This is a genomic window from Arthrobacter sp. P4_H3 (assembly GCF_056400885.1).
Genome location: NZ_JBFUKK010000006.1, coordinates 1 through 15,574, shown reverse-complemented (window position 1 = coordinate 15,574; position 15,574 = coordinate 1). Strand labels below are relative to the sequence as shown.

Below are 15,574 nucleotides of genomic sequence, written 5' to 3'. Positions count from 1 at the left end.
TCAGGTTGCAGATTTTCCGGTGGCCAGCACTTCGGCGAGGTCGAAGCTGACCGGCTCTTCCAGCTGCCCGTAGGTGCAGGATTCCGGGTCGCGGTCCGGCCGCCAGCGGACAAACTGGGCGGTGTGGCGGAACCGTTCGCCTTCCATGTGGTCGTACTTCACTTCCAGCACGCGTTCGGGGCGGAGCGGGACGAAGGACAGGTCCTTGCCGGCGCTCCAGCGGCTGCCTTCGGCATTCCGCGGCGTCCGTTTGCCTTCCCCCTGCTTGGCCCAGGCCCAGGGGTGATTGTCGAAGTCCGTCACCAGGGGCTGGAGTTCTTCAAACAGTTCCTTGCGGCGCTGCATTGGGAAGGCGCCCACCACCCCCACACTGGCCAGCCCGCCGTCGCCGTCGTAGAGCCCCAGCAGCAGGGACCCGATCCGGTCCGGTCCGCTGGTGTGCACGCGGTAGCCGGCCAGGACGCAGTCCGCCGTGCGTTCATGCTTGAACTTGAGCATCACGCGTTTGTCCGGCTGGTACGTGCCGTCCAGGGATTTGGCCACGATCCCGTCGAGGCCCGCTCCCTCGAACTGGCGGAACCACTTCTCGGCGGTGCCGTTGTCCCGCGTGGTGGCGGTCAGGTGGATGGGCGCCGTGCTGCCGGCGAGGGCCCGTTCCAGCATGCTCCGCCGCTCGGAGAACGGCCGCCCGGTGAGGTCCTCGTCGTCGAGGGCCAGCAGGTCGAACGCCACGAAACTTGCGGGTGTCTGGGCCGCGAGCAGCTTCACCCGGCTGGCCGCGGGATGGATCCGCTGCTGGAGCGCATCGAAGTCCAGCCGGTCGCCGGAACCGCCCACCAGGACAATTTCGCCGTCCACCACGCAGCGCGGCGGCAGGTTTGCCTTCAGGGACTCCACGAGCTCGGGGAAGTAGCGGGTCATGGGTTTGCCGTTGCGGCTGCCGATCTCCACCTCGTCGCCGTCCCGGAAGATGATGGACCGGAAGCCGTCCCACTTGGGTTCAAAGCTCCACTTCGGGCCGGAGTCCGGCGGGTCGGGCAGGGCGCTGACGGCTTTGGCGAGCATCGGCGCGATCGGGGGCATCACCGGCAGTTGCATAACGCCCATTCTTGCCCGGCGGTCCGCTTCGCACCACCCCCAGCCGGGACAACCCGGCAGGGGCCTCGCCCCAGCCGGGCCTCGCGCCGGCAGGGCCTCCCGCCTACAGGGCCTTGACCGCGCCGAGCACCTTCGTCAGAGAGTCCTTGGCGTCGCCGAACAGCAGCGTGGTCTGCGGTTCGTAGAGCAGCTCGTTCTCGATGCCCGCGAAGCCTGGCCGCATGGAGCGCTTCAGGAACACCACCTGCCGGGCGTCGGCCACTTCCAGGATGGGCATCCCGAAGATGGGCGATCCCGAGGACGTCTTCGCGGCGGGATTGACCACGTCGTTGGCGCCCACCACGAGTGCGACGTCGGCGGTCTTGAATTCCGAGTTGATCTCGGTCATTTCCTTGAGTTCCTCGTACGGCACGTTGGCCTCCGCCAGGAGCACGTTCATGTGCCCGGGCATGCGGCCGGCCACGGGGTGGATGGCGAAGTCCACCTGGATGCCGCGGAGCTGCAGGGCCTTGGCCAGTTCCGCGGCGGTGTGCTGGCCCTGTGCCACGGCCAGGCCATAGCCGGGAACGATGATCACGCGCTGCGCGTAGCCCAGCAGCACGGCGACGTCCTCCGCGCTGGAGGAGCGCACCGGCCGCTCACTGACCGCGGTGGAGCCCGCCGTCGAACCTCCCCTGAAGGCGCCGAACAGGATTCCCGCCACGCTGCGGCCCATGGCGGCAGCCATGGCACGGGTCAGGATGGTACCGGAGGCGCCCACCAGGGTGCCGGCCACCAGCAGCAGCACGTTGCCCAGCACCAGGCCTGATGCCGCAACCGCCAGGCCGGTGAAGGCGTTCAGCAGCGAAATGACGATCGGCACGTCCGCGCCGCCCACCGGAAGCACCAGGAGAACACCGGCGGCGAGACCCAGCACCAGCAACGCCAGTGCCAGCGGCAGCGCACCGGTCAGTACGACGGCGGCCGCGGCACCCACCGCGGCCAGCAGCACCGCAGCCATGATCACGGGCAGCCCGCGGAAGACCACCGGACGGGTGGTCATGAGCTCCTGCAGCTTTGCGAACGTGATGGCGGAGCCGGCGAACGACACCGCGCCCACGAGCAACGTGAACGCAATCGCCAGGCGGACCCAGGCGTCCCCCGTATGGGCCAGTTCAAGCAGCGCCACCAGTGCGGCGGCACCGCCGCCCACGCCGTTGAAGGCCGCCACGAGCTGCGGCATCTGGGTCATTTTGACCCGCCGGGCCACGGGGGCGGCCACGGCCGTACCCACGGCGATCGCCCCCAGGATCCAGGGCATGTTGTCCAGCCGCGCCGACAGGAACACCGTGAGGACGCCAAGTGCGGCGCCGGCGGCGCCAACGAGGTTGCCGCGTCGGGCGGTGCGCGGCGAGTTGAGGCCCATCAGGGCCAGGATGAACAGCGCGGCGGCCACCAGGTAGAGCAGCCCCGTCCAGGTCGGGTCGAGGAAGCTCATCGCGGACCCTCCCGGTCCCTGCGGCCGCGGAACATCTCCAGCATGCGGTCAGTCACCACGAATCCGCCCACCAGGTTCGCGGTGGCCAGTACGACGGCGAGCAGCGCCACGGCGAGGACCCACGGGTCCGCAGCCTGGCCGGCCACGATGATGGCACCCACCAGGATGATGCCGTGGATGGCGTTGGCGCCGGACATGAGCGGTGTGTGGAGGGTGCTGGACACTTTCGAGACCACTTCGAAGCCCACAAAGACCGCCAGCACGGTGATCGTGAGCAGGCTGATGCCGTCCATCAGACCACCCCCTCGTTTTCGGACTCGCGGTTCCCGGGATCATCGGACAGCGCGAGGGCCTCCGCCGTCGGCGCGTGCCGCACCTCGCCGTCGTGCGTCAGGCACGTGCCGGCCACCACCTCGTCGCTGAAGTCCAGGGCCAGGGTTCCGTCCCGGACCATCAGGGCGAGCAGGTTGGCCACGTTCTTGGCGTAGAGCCGGGAGGCGTCCGCGGGCATGGCCGAGGCCGCGTCCTTCATTCCCACCAGCGTGACGGTGCCCTGGCCGTCCGCGGTATCCACCAGGATGTCCTGGCCGGGAACTGATCCCTCCACGTTGCCGCCGGACTCCGCGGCCAGGTCCACCACCACCGAGCCGGGCCGCATGCCCTGCACCATCTCACGGCTGACGAGCAGCGGGGCGCGCCGCCCGGGGACGGCCGCCGTCGTGATCAGGACGTCGGCCTGGGCCACGTGCGGGGCCAGGAGCCGGCGCTGCAGGGCACCGCGGTCCGCGCTGAGCTCCCGCGCGTAACCGCCTGAGGCTTCGGCCGTCTCCAGGTCGAGCTTGATGAAGGTTCCTCCCATCGAGGTGACCTCGTCCGCCGAGGCCGGCCGGATGTCGTTCGCGGAAACCCTGGCGCCCAGCCGTTTTGCCGTGCCAATGGCCTGAAGGCCGGCCACGCCGACGCCGAGCACCAGCACCCGGGCCGGCGGGATGGTCCCGGCCGCCGTCATGAACAGCGGGAAGAATCGGGGCAGGCGCATGGCCGCTTCCAGCACACAGCGGTAGCCGGCCACGAGGGCCTGGGACGACAGTGCGTCCATCGACTGTGCCCGGGAGATCCGCGGCACCAGTTCCAGTGCGAAGGAAGTCACCCCGGCGGCGGCCAGCGCCCGCACGGTGGGAAGTTCGGTCGACGGCGACCCAAGGCCGGCGGTGACGGCCCCGCGGCGCAGCGCCGCCGCCGTCGCCGGTTCCAGCGGCCGCACGTGGGCGAGGACATCGAGTGATCCCGGATCCAGCTCGGGGACGATGCGCGCGCCCGCCCGGACGTAGGCGTCGTCACTGTGGCCTGCCGCGGTTCCGGCCCGGGATTCAACCAGGACCTCCAGCCCGAGGCCGGTCAGTTGCTGCACCGTCTCCGGCGTCGCGGCCACCCGCCGCTCGCCCTCGCGGCGCTCCCGCACTATGCCTAACTTCACCCGCCACTCCCTTTCCAGCGTCATCGCTGTCCCGGGTCATCGCTGTCCCGAGTCGGTACTGGCTAGAGTCTATGCAGAAAGATCCGGCTCCGCCGGAGTTCCGCGGCACGATCCCCCGCACAAACCGGTTCCGGGCGTGGATAGTTTCAAGCCGCCCCCGGTTTTCCTCGACACTCCCCCGCCCCGACGGTAGACATTAACGATGGCTACCATCGGTTTTCACGCATCGCATGAACAGATCAGCCCGGGCCAACTGCTCCGCGACGTCCAACTGGCGGAGCAGGCAGGCTTCGACGCGGCCATGTGTTCGGACCACATCGAGCCCTGGTCCGCCCGCCAGGGCCATTCCGGCTTCGCCTGGTCCTGGCTGGGCGCGGCACTTGCCACCACGTCCCTCCGCTTCGGTGTGGTCACGGCTCCCGGCCAGCGGTACCACCCGGCCATCATCGCGCACGCCTCGGCCACCCTGGCGGACATGTTTCCAGGCAGGTTCTGGATGGCGCCGGGCAGCGGGGAGAACATGAATGAGCACATCACGGGCGACGCGTGGCCGGCCAAGGAGGCCCGCCAGCAGCGCCTGGAGGAGTGCGTTGACGTCATCCGCCGCCTGCACAAAGGCGAGGAGGTGACCCACCACGGCCTGGTCACCGTGGAACAGGCCCGCCTCTGGGACGTTCCGGAGACCAAGCCGCCGCTGATCGCACCGGCGATCAGCGTGGAGACCGCCCGGCGCGCCGCGATATGGGCGGACGGGCTGGTCACGGTGAACCAGCCGCACGCGAAGCTGACGGAAATGCTCGCCGCCTACCGGGAGAACGGCGGCCGGGGCAAGGCAGTGCTCCAGATCCACCTGTCCTGGGCACCGCGGGAAGAGGATGCGGTTTCCATTGCCATGGACCAGTGGCGCTCGAACGTCTTCGCCCCTCCCATCCCCTGGGACCTGCCCACCGCCGCCCACTTTGACGGCGTCAGCACCGACGTCGGCGAGGACCAGGTCCGCAAGGCCGTGAACATCTCCTCCAGCCTCGAGCAGCACGCCGCGTGGCTCCAGGAATACGCCGAGCTGGGCTTCGACCAGCTGTACCTGCACTTCGTGGGGCAGGAGCAGAAGCCCTTCATCGGGGCGTTCGCCGAACACGTGCTGCCCCGGCTACGGGAGACGTCTTCCCGCGAGGTGACAGCGTGAGGATTGCGGAGACGTCCGACCTGTGGTGGAAGAACGCAGTCATCTACTGCCTGGATCCGGAAACCTTTTTCGACGACGACGGCGACGGCACCGGGGACTTCGGCGGCCTGATCCAGCGCGTGGATTATCTGGCGGCCCTGGGTGTCACGTGCATCTGGCTCATGCCCTTCTACCCGTCACCGGACCGGGACGACGGCTACGACGTGACCGACATGTACGGCGTCGATCCCAGGCTCGGCACCCTCGGCGACGTGGTGGAGTTCATCAGGACTGCCAAGGACCGGGGAATGCGCGTCATCGCGGACTTCGTCATCAACCACACCTCGGACAGGCACCCCTGGTTCAAGGAATCCCGGAAGTCCGTGGACAACCCCTACCGCGATTACTACGTCTGGCGGAAGGACACTCCCCCGGACACCTCGGAACAGGTGGTGTTCCCTGGTGAGGAAACATCCATCTGGACCCAGGACAAGGCCACCGGCGAGTGGTACCTGCACATGTTCGCCAAGCACCAGCCGGACCTGAATGTCGCCAACCCGAAGGTCCGGGACGAGATCGCCAAGTCCATGGGCTTCTGGCTCCAGATGGGCCTGGACGGCTTCCGGCTGGATGCCGTGCCGTTCTTCCTGGAGCTGCAGGGCGTGTCCAAGGAGGATGCGGGAAAGATCGACCCGCACGACTACCTGGCAGCGCTGCGCAGCTTCATCAACAGGCGGAACGGCAGCGCCATCCTGCTGGGCGAGGTCAACCTGCCGTACAAGGACCAGCTGAAGTACTTCGGCGGGCCGGACGGAAACGAACTCAATATGCAGTTCGATTTCCTGTCGATGCAGAACATCTACCTCTCCCTGGCCAGGGAGGATGCGCGGCCGCTGGCCAGGACCCTGGCCGGCAGGCCGGCCATCCACCCGGACAACCAGTGGGCCATGTTCGTCCGCAACCACGATGAGCTGACGCTGGACAAGCTCAGCGACGAGGAGAAGGGGGAAGTCTTTGCCGCCTTCGGCCCGGACCCGGACATGCACATGTACGGACGGGGACTCCGGCGCCGCCTGCCGCCGATGCTCGACGGCGATCCGGCCCGGATCCGCATGGTCTATTCGCTGATGTTCTCCCTCCCCGGAACCCCGGTCCTTTTTTACGGCGAGGAAATCGGGATGGGCGAGGACCTGCGCGCCAAGGGCCGCTCCGCCGTACGCTCCCCGATGCAGTGGAATGACACGGAAAACGGTGGATTCTCCACGGCGCCGGCGGACCAGCTGGTGGCCCAGGTGGTCGACGGCTACTTCGGGCCGAAGAACATCAACGCCGCACAGGCCAAACGGGACCCTGAATCGCTGTGGAATTTCATCGCGGCGCTCATCCGAAGCTATCGGGAGAGCCCGGAGCTCGCTTGGGGCGACTTTGAGCTCATCAAGCAACCCAATCCGGGCGTGCTCCTGCACAGCTGCACCCGCGCCGGTTCAACGCTGGTCCTGGCCCACAACATGGCGGCGCAGCCGGCTTCTGTCACCGCAAGGGTTTCGTCGCCGGAAGATCCTGAGGAGACGTTCGGCGGAGCCATCCTGCTGGACCTGCTCGACGGCGACAATGTTCCGCTGGCGGACGACGGCGGCTTCGAACTGGAGCTGGAACGCTACGGCTACCGCTGGTTCCGGGTCCAGCGGCCAACGGACCGCCGGATCTGACAAGGGACCGCGGGCTCTGACGTAGCGTTTCGGGCCGGCACAGGGCGCGAAACAGTGGGGGCGCGGAAAACTAACGCGCCCATTACCGGCATGAAACGCGGCGGCAACAATGGCACAGCACACTGGATGTGCCGGCAATTGCAGGCAGAAGCACAAGCTCCAGCTCAGGAGGCCACGCCATGTTGAAGGAAGCCAAAGCCCATGTAACCCGTGTTCGCGCCCTGGACCAGTTGCACCGCGGCGACGAGATCGAAGCCCGCCTGTCGGTGGGTCCCAGCTATGACGACGTAGTGATCCGCCGGGGCAGGGTGCAGGAGACCGCGCCGGGAATCGGCGTCGTCTGGATCATGGACCGCCAGACCGGAATGCGCAAGGCAATCAATACGGACGAATGCAGCGTTTGGCGAGTAGCCTGAGCCCCTCAGCCCCCGGCCACGGACTGGATGATCACCACTTCCTGGCCGCTGGCAACTTCAGTTTCCAGACCCCGCAAGCGCCGGACCTCGTCGCCGTTCACGTAAATATTCACGTAGCGGCGGAGGGCACCGGTTTCATCCCTCAGCCGCCTCGCAAGCACCGGATAGTCACCGGCCAGCGAGTCCAGCAGGAACCCCACAGTCACCGCCCCGTCGGCGGGCGCAGTCAGGATGGACTGCCCGCCGGCGAGCGGCTGGAGGACGCTGGGCAGCACCACGCTGATGTCAGCCACAACGGACCCTTAAGCGGGTACCGGAGCGCCGGGCACCAGGGACGCGGACACCACCGCGGCGCGGACACACAAAACGTCCGGCAGGTGTGAGGCTACTTCGGTGAAGTGCTCGCCCTCGTCCGGGCTGGCGTAGACGGAGCCGCCACGCGTTCCGAAGTACACCCCGGCCGGTTCCGCGGAATCCACCGAGGCAGCGTCACGGAGCACAGCGTTGTATTCGCCCTGCGGCAGCCCGGAATCAAGGCGCTTCCAGGTCGCGCCGGCGTCATCCGTCCGGTGCGCGGCCAGCTTGCCGTCCGGCGGGATCCGTTCGCCGTCGGCCTTCAGTGGGACCACCCACGCGGTGCCCGCACGCCGGGGATGCGTCAGCATCACAAAACCAAAATCAGCCGGGAGGCCTTCGGCAATCGACTCCCAGTTCTCGCCGTTGTCATCCGTGCGGTACACGCCGTGGTGGTTCTGCGCGTAGAGTCGGCCGTCGACGGCGGCATCCGCCGCAATCTTGTGGACGCACTGTCCGAATTCGGGGTTGGGATCCGGCATGAAGTAGGCCGATATTCCCTTGTTCCGCGGCTCCCAGGAGGTCCCGCCGTCGAGCGACCTGTACACGCCGCCGGTGCTCATGGCGACATGCACCTTGTCTCCGGTCGGATCCACCACGATGGAGTGGGCGGCCGCCCCGCCGTAGCCGGCACCCCATTCGCCGCGGTGCGGATGGTCCCAAAGGCCGCGGTTCAGCTCGAAGTGTTCGCCGCCGTCGGTGGATTTCCACACCGAGATGGGCTCAGCGCCCGCCCAGACCACACCGGGGCGGGATTCAGCGTCGGGATAGATCTGCCAGATGCGTTCCACAGCGGCGTCGGTGCCCTCCGGGAACTTGATGGCACCCTGTTCCGGTTCGGTCCAGGTCGCACCCAGGTCATCAGAATGCGCAACGGTGGGACCCCAGTGCTCGGAGCGGACACCCACCATGATGCGGGTCCGGCCATTGCGGGTATCGATGGCGATGCTGGGGACCTCGCTCATCAGGAAGTGGGGGCCGGACATGGACCATTCGCGCCGGTCCGGGCTGGTCGCCAGCCACAGCCCCTTTTTCGTTCCGATAGCTAAGACATAACTCTCTTCGGTGGCCATGCACCCCATGCAACCACTCCAGCCGGGGGGCCGCAATGGTTTTGGCGCGGCAATGTGCGCGCTTGGAGGTCAGTCCACGAATTCGGACTGCGTCTCGATAAAGTCCCAGTCTGCGTCCGTGAGGACTCGTGTGGGAGTGTCGGGGTGCGGGCCGCCGGCCTCGGCAATTCCCTGGAGCACGGGCAACGGCAATTCCTCCGCGCGAAGGTTCTCGCGCAGCCATTCCTTGCTGTCCAGATCCAGATCAAGCCACCACATGTAGATTTCCACCGCGGACCACCTCTCCCTATGCCTCAACGTTATTCCGCCCCGGAGGGGTGTACAAGGGTCCAACGGCGGTGTTGCACGCCGCATCAGAGCCCTGCCCGCCGGGATCAGGCAGGCGGGATCAGAGTGCGTCGCGCTCGACGCCGAGGGCTACATCAAGGTTGATTCGCCCACTACGGCCACCAACCTGACGGGAGTCTTCGCCTGCGGCGACGCCGTGGACCACCGCTACCGCCAGGGTGGAAGAACCCACCCACGCCTGAACCTGCCAATGAAGCGCTGTTCAAGCGCTGCGCTCGGGGCCACAATGGAGTATGTCTCCTGAACGCTTCAGCGGGCCTCCCCCCTTGGTGGTCGGGGTGCTGCCCGGCCAGCATGCGGAGGTGCTGCGCTCCGCCAGCGGCCTGGCCGAAAAGATGGGTCTGCCCTTGCTGTGTGCTTACGTGGATGAGGCAAGCTACCTGGTCGAGTGGGACCCTGCGCGTTCCGCGCACCGGCTGTCCCTACACCCTGACAAGGACGACTCTGATGTCCGCGCCGTGAGCGAAGAGCTGCGGGCGGTTGTGGGGGCGGCCTGCGCCGGGAAGTCCGTTGAGTGGACCCTCCGGATCCTGGCCGGAGACCCTGCCCGGGCCCTGGGGCGTGTGGCTGCAGAGGCCAACGCCTCCATGATTATCGTTGGCACGCCCGAGCGCGGGCTCGGGCACCGTATCTCGGCTGCCCTCAACGGTTCCGTAGCCGCGTGGCTGACCCACCATCAGGACCGCCCCGTCCTCGTAGTGCCCGCCCACATGGGTGCCCACCGGGACGAACCGGAGTGACGGCCGCTCCGGGCACCATTCATCACGGCTACGGGCGCAACTGCAGGGAACTGGAGCTATGGCTGGCCGCGGCGTCCGACGCCGACCTCCGCCGCCGCAGCGCAGGCACCCGCTGGACCAATGAGGAGCTGCTCTTCCACATGGTCTTCGGCTATATGGTGGTGCAGGCACTGCTCCCCCTGGTTCGCATGTTCGCAGCCCTTCCAGCCCCATATAGTCGGGCATTCGCGCGGATGCTCAACGCCGGAACTGTACCGTTCGACGTCGTCAACTACCTGGGCTCCAAAGCAGCGGCCCGCGTGTTCAACCGGAAGCGGATGGCGGCGAAGCTCCGACGGGTCACGCAGTCACTCGAGCGGCGGCTGGAGGGAGAGTCAGCTGCGTCGATGGCCCGGGGAATGTCCTTTCCTGACCGCTGGGACCCGTTCTTCACCCCGTGGATGTCCGTGGCGGACGTCTATGCCTATCCCATCCTGCACTTTGACTTCCATGCCACGCAGCTCAGTCTCGGCCCCGGAAGGGCAAGCTAGGAAAGTCGGGACGAAAGACCCTGTGAAACTAAAGCGAAAGTAGTTATTCAGGGTGGTGGCGCTCACCCCGGCCGCCAAGTATGCTGGATTTCGCAGGAAGATGTTGGACCTGCCCCAAAAGCTGCTCCGGAGTGCGTATCCCCCAATAACGCACTCCGGAGCTTTTTAATGTCCGGTTAATGTCCGGCCGGATTTCCCTTTCTGCACCGGCCGCCCCTCAGGAGCAATCCCGTGACCTCAGCGCCAAGCCACTCCCCGGCCGCAACAGCAGCCGTAACGGCCCCGCTGTACGCGGCCGGCTTCGTTACAGCCTTCGGCGCACACAGCATCGCCGCCGGAATGGGCGCCCACAGCGGTGACATCGGACTGAGCCTGCTCAACCTGGGTATCCTCCTGGCCGTCTATGACCTGGCGGAGGTGGTGCTGAAGCCCGTGTTCGGAGCCCTGAGTGACCGCATCGGCACCAAGCCGGTAGTCGTGGCGGGGCTCCTCGCCTTCGCCCTGATGTCGCTTATCGGGCTGTGGGGGGCGAACCCCCTCATGCTCGGCCTCGCCCGTATCGGCCAGGGCGCGGCCGCCTCGGCCTTTTCACCGGCCTCCTCCGCGATGGTGGCGAGGCTTGCCGGGCGCAGCGCCGGCACGTACTTTGGCCGCTACGGTTCGTGGAAAAGCCTGGGCTATGTCGCAGGTCCCCTGATCGGCGCGGCACTGATTTTCCTGGGCGGCTTCCCACTCCTCTTCGCCGCCCTTGGCATCCTCGCGGCAGCCACCGCAGTGTGGGCGATGGCGGCGCTGCCCCGGCTGGACCCCCTCCCGCGGCCCCGATACACGGTGTTGGACCTTGCCCGCCAGGTCACGCACCGCAGTTTCCTTGTTCCCACCCTGGTCCTGGCGGCAGCCACCGGCGCCCTGGGCACAGCCATAGGATTCCTCCCCGCACTGGCCACCCGGCACGGCCTGGACCCCGTCGCCGCCGTGGCCGCCGTCAGCTTGCTGGCCCTCTCGTCCGCCGCGACACAGCCGAGGATCGGCCGCCTCCGCGATCAGGGCCGCCTCCCTGACGGTCCGGGAATGGCAGCCGGACTGCTGCTGACGGCGGCCGGAATCGCAGCCGTGGCGTTGTTTCCCGGGCCGGTCACCATCTTCGCCGCGGCTGCGGCCATCGGTGTGGGCATCGGCACCGCAACGCCGCTGGGCTTCGCGCACCTCGCCGCCACCACTCCGCCCGAGCGGCTGGGCCGGACCATGGGGTCAGCCGAGCTGGGACGGGAACTCGGCGACGCCGGCGGCCCCCTCCTGGTGGGTGCCGTCGCCACAGCTTCCGCACTGCCCCTGGGACTCGGAGTTCTCGCCGCGGCCGTCGCCGCCACATCCCTGCTGGGCATCGGCAGCATCGGTCGCGGCAGGCTTCCTGCGGAGCCCCCTGAACCGGCGCCCTGAACCGCGCCGCAAGAGCGCAGGCGACGAAACCAGACTCGCAACATACCCCCAGGGGGTACTTGTTTTATACCCCTTAGGGGTATAGGTTGAGCATATGGACTCACCAGAAGACGCCGCCATCGGGTTTGCGGACGCCGAATCCGCCCCCCAGCACGGCTACACCTCAAACAAGGACGCGTACCTCCGCAGGCTTAAACGCATCGAGGGCCAGGTCCGCGGAATCGCGCGGATGGTGGATGAGGACAAGTACTGCATCGACATCCTGACCCAGGTTGCCGCGGTAAATAAGGCCCTGCACGCGGTGAGCCTCGGCCTCGTCGAGGAGCACATTGGCCACTGCGTCGTCGGAGCCGCCTCTGAGCCGGACCCTGTACTCCGCGCGGAAACCATCGACTTCAAGGTCAAGGAGGCCACCGATGCCATCGGGCGCCTGCTGCGGTAAACCCACCCCCGCCCGCCACACCTTCCGGCTGATCCAACCGGGTCAGTCCGGCACCACCGGCACCGCCGAGAAAAAAGGAGCAACCATGAGCCCCGTATCCACCACCGTCAACGTGTCCGGCATGACCTGCGGACACTGCGTGTCCTCCGTAAGCGAAGAACTCGAAGCGCTGGAAGGCGTGGAAGCGATCGACGTCGACCTCAATGCAGGCGGAATTTCCACCGTCACCATCACGTCCGAAAAGGAGCTCTCGCGCTCCGAAATCGGGGAAGCAGTCGCTGAGGCCGGCTATCTTGTGGTGGCCAACGAAGCCTGACCCGCCCGCCCCGCTAGGACAGAAGACGATAGAGGACGACAGAGGACACCCTGTGAGTAACGAGCAACTGCTGCACCAGCCGGGAAACCGCGTGATCGAACTGGACATCGAAGGCATGACGTGCGCTTCCTGCGTCAGCCGCGTGGAACGCAAGCTCGGAAAGCTCGACGGCGTGGAAGCCTCGGTAAATCTGCCCCTCGAGTCCGCCCAGGTGACGGTCCCGGCCGGCATCACCGACGACCAGATCACAGCCACGGTGGAAGCGGCAGGCTACAAGGCAAAGGTCCGCCCCCCGCGCTACCCGAGCCAAGGTTCCGGCCACGAAGCCGCTGCGCCCGTCTCCGATGGCGCCGCCCCTGCTGACCACATGGCCCACGGTGGCGCCGCCGCCCAACTCAAGCCGAGGCTTATGCTCGCGGCCGTTCTGACCGTCCCGGTGTTCGTGATCTCGATGGTCCCGGCGTTCCAGTTCGCCGACTGGGGCTGGGTGGCAGCGGTGCTTGCCCTGCCGGTGGTCACTTGGGCGGCCTGGCCCTTCCACCGCGCAGCGGCCATCAACGCCCGGCACTTCGCCTCAACGATGGACACCCTGGTCTCCATCGGCGTCGTTGCCGCCTACCTGTTCTCTGCCTGGCAGTTGCTGGCCGAGCCCCGCATGACCGAACACCCGGGGATGGAAATGGGGTCGGGCGGCCTGTACTTCGAGGTGGCCTCCGTGGTCACAACCTTCCTTCTCCTGGGCCGCTACCTGGAGGCAAACGCCAAGCAGAAGGCGGGCGACGCCCTGAAGGCGCTGCTGAACCTGGGCGCGAAGGATGCCACAGTGCTGGCAGACGGCGCGGAGCTGAGGATTCCGGCCGATCAGCTGGTGGTTGGCGACGTTATGGTGGTCCGTCCCGGTGAGAAGATCGCCACCGACGGATTGGTGATCGACGGCGCCTCCGCCGTGGACGCCTCCCTGGTCACAGGTGAGTCGGTACCGGTCGAGGTGGGTCCGGACAGCTTTGTCACGGGGGCAACAATCAACACATCCGGCCGGCTCCTGGTGCGGGCCACCCGGGTGGGCTCGGAAACCACTCTGGCCCAGATGGCCCGGTTGGTTTCCCAGGCGCAGACCGGAAAGGCTCCGATCGCACGCCTCGCGGACCGCATCAGCGCGGTGTTCGTTCCGATTGTGCTGGTCATCGCCGTCGTCACGTTCGCCGCCTGGTTGCTCATAGCCGGGCCCGCCATCACTGATGCTGAACTGCGCGCAGCCTTCACCGCCGCCGTGGCGGTGCTGGTCATCGCCTGCCCCTGCGCCCTGGGCCTGGCCACTCCGGTCGGCCTCCTCACCGGCACCGGGCGCGGCGCGCAGTTGGGGATTCTGATCAAGGGCCCGCAGGTGCTTGAAGACACGCGAACTGTCGACACCATCCTGCTGGACAAGACCGGCACGGTGACCACCGGCCGTCTTGCCGTTGACGGCACCCGGGCCTTCGGCACGTACAGCAGCGCAGAGGTGTTGCGCCTTGCCGGGGCGGTGGAGGCCGCTTCCGAGCACCCCATCGCCCATGCCATCGCGGCCGCTGCGCTTTCCGCGGAGCGCCGGAACGACGACGCCGGGCGGCTTCCCGCCGTCGGACACTTCCGTTCCGCGCCGGGCGGCGGTGTTTCCGGCCAGGTGGCCGGCCAGCTGGTCACGGCCGGAAGGACGGGCTGGCTGCAGGAAAACGGCATATCTGTAACGACGGAGCAGATGGAGGCGCTGCGGACTGCCGAAGAGTCCGGGGCCACTGCCATCTGGGTTGCCGTGGACGGGGAGACCGCGGGGATCGTCTCGCTGCGGGACAGCATCAAGCCGGGCTCGGCTGATGCGATTGCGCGGCTAAGGCAATTGGGCCTCCGGCCGATCCTGCTGACCGGGGACAATGCGGCTGTGGCTGCTCAGGTGGCAGCCGCCGTCGGCATCGCTCCGGACGATGTTTTTGCCGCGGTGCTGCCGGCCGGCAAGGTCGACGCCGTGCGGAAACTGCAGGCGGGCGGCGCCACGGTCGCCATGGCCGGCGACGGGGTGAACGACGCGGCGGCCCTGGCGCGGGCCGACCTGGGCGTCGCCATGGGCTCGGGCACGGATGTGGCCATCGAAGCGGCGGACCTCACCGTGATGGGCAACGATCTGGGACAAGTGGCGCAGGCCATCGAGCTGTCCCGGCGGACGCTGGCCACCATCAAGACCAACCTGTTCTGGGCATTCTTCTATAACGCCGTCGGCATTCCGGTGGCGGCGCTGGGTTTGTTGAATCCAATGATCGCCGGCGCTGCGATGGCCGCGAGTTCCGTGCTGGTGGTGGCCAACTCGCTGCGGCTCCGCAACTTCGGCCGGCCATCCGCAACCGGCCGGGCCGCTTAGGCGGAGCCGAAGCGGACAGCCGCCCTGGCACGCGCCTTGGCGGCCTCCTCGTCCCGGTGCTTGGCCGGGGCATGCGTCACCAGCGACTCAAGCAGGTGCTGGGTGATGTGGGCGATCTCGTGCACGGCCTCCTCAAAGGCCTCCTCATTGGCCTTGGAGGGCTTGGTGCTGCCGCTGACCTTCCGCACATACTGCAGGGCGGCGGCGTGCACCTCCTCGGAGGTGGCATGCGGTTCAAAGTTGTGGAGGGTTCGGATATTCCGGCACATATGCCCATGCTAGGCTCTGGAACGCTTGGGATCGACCCCCTACCCTGTGCTGCCTGAGGTCTTCCACCCGTGGGGAGTGGTGCATGGGGAGCGGTGCCCATCGACGATGGGTTGGACCGCGGGATAGGTTCTAGGTAATGGATCTTCCGGATGAGCCGGGGGCCGCTGGGGAGCCGATCGGATCGGGTCCGTTGACTAAAGGGAGATAACTAATGGCTATTTGGGGTGCAGACATTGCTCAGCTCAAGGCGCTCGGAACCAAGCTGCAGGCTGGTTCGTCCGAGATTGAGAAGCAGAAGTCGCAGCTGTCGAAGGCTCTTGACTTGAC

17 protein-coding genes and 1 pseudogene are annotated in these 15,574 nt (G+C 67.4%); 10 read left to right on the top strand and 8 right to left on the bottom strand.

Annotated features, from left to right (window positions below; all coding sequences use genetic code 11):
* The 4 genes from AC1DRE_RS10545 to AC1DRE_RS10530 form a co-directional block, all read right to left on the bottom strand.
* Entirely contained in the window at window positions 1-1,098 is a 1,098-nt protein-coding gene (locus AC1DRE_RS10545) for an ATP-dependent DNA ligase (protein ID WP_476984587.1), read from the bottom strand.
* A gap of 103 nt (window positions 1,099-1,201) precedes the next feature.
* On the bottom strand, window positions 1,202-2,575 hold the full coding sequence (locus AC1DRE_RS10540; RefSeq protein WP_476984586.1) for an NAD(P)(+) transhydrogenase (Re/Si-specific) subunit beta: 1,374 nt from the start codon (window positions 2,573-2,575) through the stop codon (window positions 1,202-1,204).
* Complete coding sequence (locus tag AC1DRE_RS10535; protein WP_104175205.1) at window positions 2,572-2,868, bottom strand: NAD(P) transhydrogenase subunit alpha part 2; 297 nt, start codon at window positions 2,866-2,868, stop codon at window positions 2,572-2,574. The genes AC1DRE_RS10540 and AC1DRE_RS10535 overlap by 4 nt, the downstream gene beginning before the upstream one ends.
* On the bottom strand, window positions 2,868-4,052 hold the full coding sequence (locus AC1DRE_RS10530; RefSeq protein WP_476984585.1) for a Re/Si-specific NAD(P)(+) transhydrogenase subunit alpha: 1,185 nt from the start codon (window positions 4,050-4,052) through the stop codon (window positions 2,868-2,870). The genes AC1DRE_RS10535 and AC1DRE_RS10530 overlap by 1 nt, the downstream gene beginning before the upstream one ends.
* Window positions 4,053-4,254: 202 nt before the next feature.
* On the opposite strand from AC1DRE_RS10530, the gene AC1DRE_RS10525 reads away from it, so the two are divergent.
* The 3 genes from AC1DRE_RS10525 to AC1DRE_RS10515 all read left to right on the top strand — a co-directional run bounded on the left by AC1DRE_RS10525 (window position 4,255) and on the right by AC1DRE_RS10515 (window position 7,342).
* On the top strand, window positions 4,255-5,238 hold the full coding sequence (locus AC1DRE_RS10525; RefSeq protein ID WP_476984584.1) for a TIGR03885 family FMN-dependent LLM class oxidoreductase: 984 nt from the start codon (window positions 4,255-4,257) through the stop codon (window positions 5,236-5,238).
* Entirely contained in the window at window positions 5,235-6,926 is a 1,692-nt protein-coding gene (locus AC1DRE_RS10520) for an alpha-amylase family protein (protein ID WP_476984583.1), read from the top strand. Before AC1DRE_RS10525 ends, AC1DRE_RS10520 begins: the two co-directional genes overlap by 4 nt.
* Before the next feature lie 179 nt (window positions 6,927-7,105).
* A complete protein-coding gene (locus tag AC1DRE_RS10515) occupies window positions 7,106-7,342 on the top strand; it encodes a hypothetical protein (RefSeq protein WP_043485642.1) in 237 nt (78 codons plus the stop codon).
* A 5-nt stretch (window positions 7,343-7,347) separates the two neighbouring features.
* Here AC1DRE_RS10515 and AC1DRE_RS10510 read toward each other — a convergent pair whose 3' ends face one another.
* The 3 genes from AC1DRE_RS10510 to AC1DRE_RS10500 are packed head-to-tail and all read right to left on the bottom strand — an operon-like array spanning window position 7,348 to window position 9,039.
* On the bottom strand, window positions 7,348-7,635 hold the full coding sequence (locus tag AC1DRE_RS10510) for a MoaD/ThiS family protein (protein WP_476984582.1): 288 nt from the start codon (window positions 7,633-7,635) through the stop codon (window positions 7,348-7,350).
* 9 nt (window positions 7,636-7,644) lie between these two features.
* Entirely contained in the window at window positions 7,645-8,778 is a 1,134-nt protein-coding gene (locus tag AC1DRE_RS10505) for a WD40/YVTN/BNR-like repeat-containing protein (protein WP_476984581.1), read from the bottom strand.
* 60 nt (window positions 8,779-8,838) lie between these two features.
* Window positions 8,839-9,039, bottom strand: coding sequence for a hypothetical protein (locus tag AC1DRE_RS10500; protein WP_104175211.1), 201 nt, complete (start codon window positions 9,037-9,039; stop codon window positions 8,839-8,841).
* Between the two features lie 127 nt (window positions 9,040-9,166).
* Here AC1DRE_RS10500 and AC1DRE_RS10495 point away from each other — a divergent pair.
* From AC1DRE_RS10495 to AC1DRE_RS10465, 7 genes and pseudogenes are all read left to right on the top strand, one after another.
* Window positions 9,167-9,274: pseudogene (locus tag AC1DRE_RS10495) on the top strand (thioredoxin-disulfide reductase); the annotation flags it as partial.
* Between the two features lie 76 nt (window positions 9,275-9,350).
* Window positions 9,351-9,857 carry a universal stress protein gene (locus tag AC1DRE_RS10490; protein ID WP_476984580.1) on the top strand — a complete coding sequence of 169 codons (507 nt, stop codon included), beginning with the start codon at window positions 9,351-9,353 and terminating at the stop codon, window positions 9,855-9,857.
* On the top strand, window positions 9,854-10,387 hold the full coding sequence (locus tag AC1DRE_RS10485; RefSeq protein ID WP_476984579.1) for a DinB family protein: 534 nt from the start codon (window positions 9,854-9,856) through the stop codon (window positions 10,385-10,387). The genes AC1DRE_RS10490 and AC1DRE_RS10485 overlap by 4 nt, the downstream gene beginning before the upstream one ends.
* A 231-nt stretch (window positions 10,388-10,618) precedes the next feature.
* Window positions 10,619-11,827 (top strand): MFS transporter, encoded by a 1,209-nt coding sequence (locus tag AC1DRE_RS10480; protein WP_476984578.1) that lies wholly within the window; start codon window positions 10,619-10,621, stop codon window positions 11,825-11,827.
* A gap of 94 nt (window positions 11,828-11,921) precedes the next feature.
* Complete coding sequence (locus tag AC1DRE_RS10475) at window positions 11,922-12,269, top strand: metal-sensitive transcriptional regulator (protein WP_476984577.1); 348 nt, start codon at window positions 11,922-11,924, stop codon at window positions 12,267-12,269.
* Window positions 12,270-12,354: 85 nt separating this feature from the next.
* Window positions 12,355-12,585: a heavy-metal-associated domain-containing protein gene (locus tag AC1DRE_RS10470; protein ID WP_476984576.1), complete on the top strand. Its 231-nt coding sequence runs from the start codon at window positions 12,355-12,357 to the stop codon at window positions 12,583-12,585.
* A 52-nt stretch (window positions 12,586-12,637) separates the two neighbouring features.
* The gene (locus AC1DRE_RS10465) at window positions 12,638-14,977 is read left to right on the top strand and encodes a heavy metal translocating P-type ATPase (RefSeq protein WP_476984575.1); all 2,340 of its coding nucleotides are present in this window, start codon (window positions 12,638-12,640) and stop codon (window positions 14,975-14,977) included.
* Here AC1DRE_RS10465 and AC1DRE_RS10460 read toward each other — a convergent pair.
* Entirely contained in the window at window positions 14,974-15,246 is a 273-nt protein-coding gene (locus tag AC1DRE_RS10460; RefSeq protein WP_476984574.1) for a DUF2277 domain-containing protein, read from the bottom strand. The genes AC1DRE_RS10465 and AC1DRE_RS10460 overlap by 4 nt on opposite strands.
* Window positions 15,247-15,574: the final 328 nt, after the last annotated feature.

What these genes read in the sequence shown, in the direction of transcription:
- AC1DRE_RS10535 (WP_104175205.1), bottom strand. Translation starts at nt 2,868, where the DNA reads ATGGACGGCATCAGCCTGCTCACGATCACCGTGCTGGCGGTCTTTGTG.
- AC1DRE_RS10460 (WP_476984574.1), bottom strand. Translation starts at nt 15,246, where the DNA reads ATGTGCCGGAATATCCGAACCCTCCACAACTTTGAACCGCATGCCACC.
- AC1DRE_RS10490 (WP_476984580.1), top strand. Translation starts at nt 9,351, where the DNA reads ATGTCTCCTGAACGCTTCAGCGGGCCTCCCCCCTTGGTGGTCGGGGTG.
- AC1DRE_RS10475 (WP_476984577.1), top strand. Translation starts at nt 11,922, where the DNA reads ATGGACTCACCAGAAGACGCCGCCATCGGGTTTGCGGACGCCGAATCC.
- AC1DRE_RS10525 (WP_476984584.1), top strand. Translation starts at nt 4,255, where the DNA reads ATGGCTACCATCGGTTTTCACGCATCGCATGAACAGATCAGCCCGGGC.
- AC1DRE_RS10545 (WP_476984587.1), bottom strand. Translation starts at nt 1,098, where the DNA reads ATGCAACTGCCGGTGATGCCCCCGATCGCGCCGATGCTCGCCAAAGCC.
- AC1DRE_RS10505 (WP_476984581.1), bottom strand. Translation starts at nt 8,778, where the DNA reads ATGGGGTGCATGGCCACCGAAGAGAGTTATGTCTTAGCTATCGGAACG.
- AC1DRE_RS10470 (WP_476984576.1), top strand. Translation starts at nt 12,355, where the DNA reads ATGAGCCCCGTATCCACCACCGTCAACGTGTCCGGCATGACCTGCGGA.
- AC1DRE_RS10540 (WP_476984586.1), bottom strand. Translation starts at nt 2,575, where the DNA reads ATGAGCTTCCTCGACCCGACCTGGACGGGGCTGCTCTACCTGGTGGCC.
- AC1DRE_RS10515 (WP_043485642.1), top strand. Translation starts at nt 7,106, where the DNA reads ATGTTGAAGGAAGCCAAAGCCCATGTAACCCGTGTTCGCGCCCTGGAC.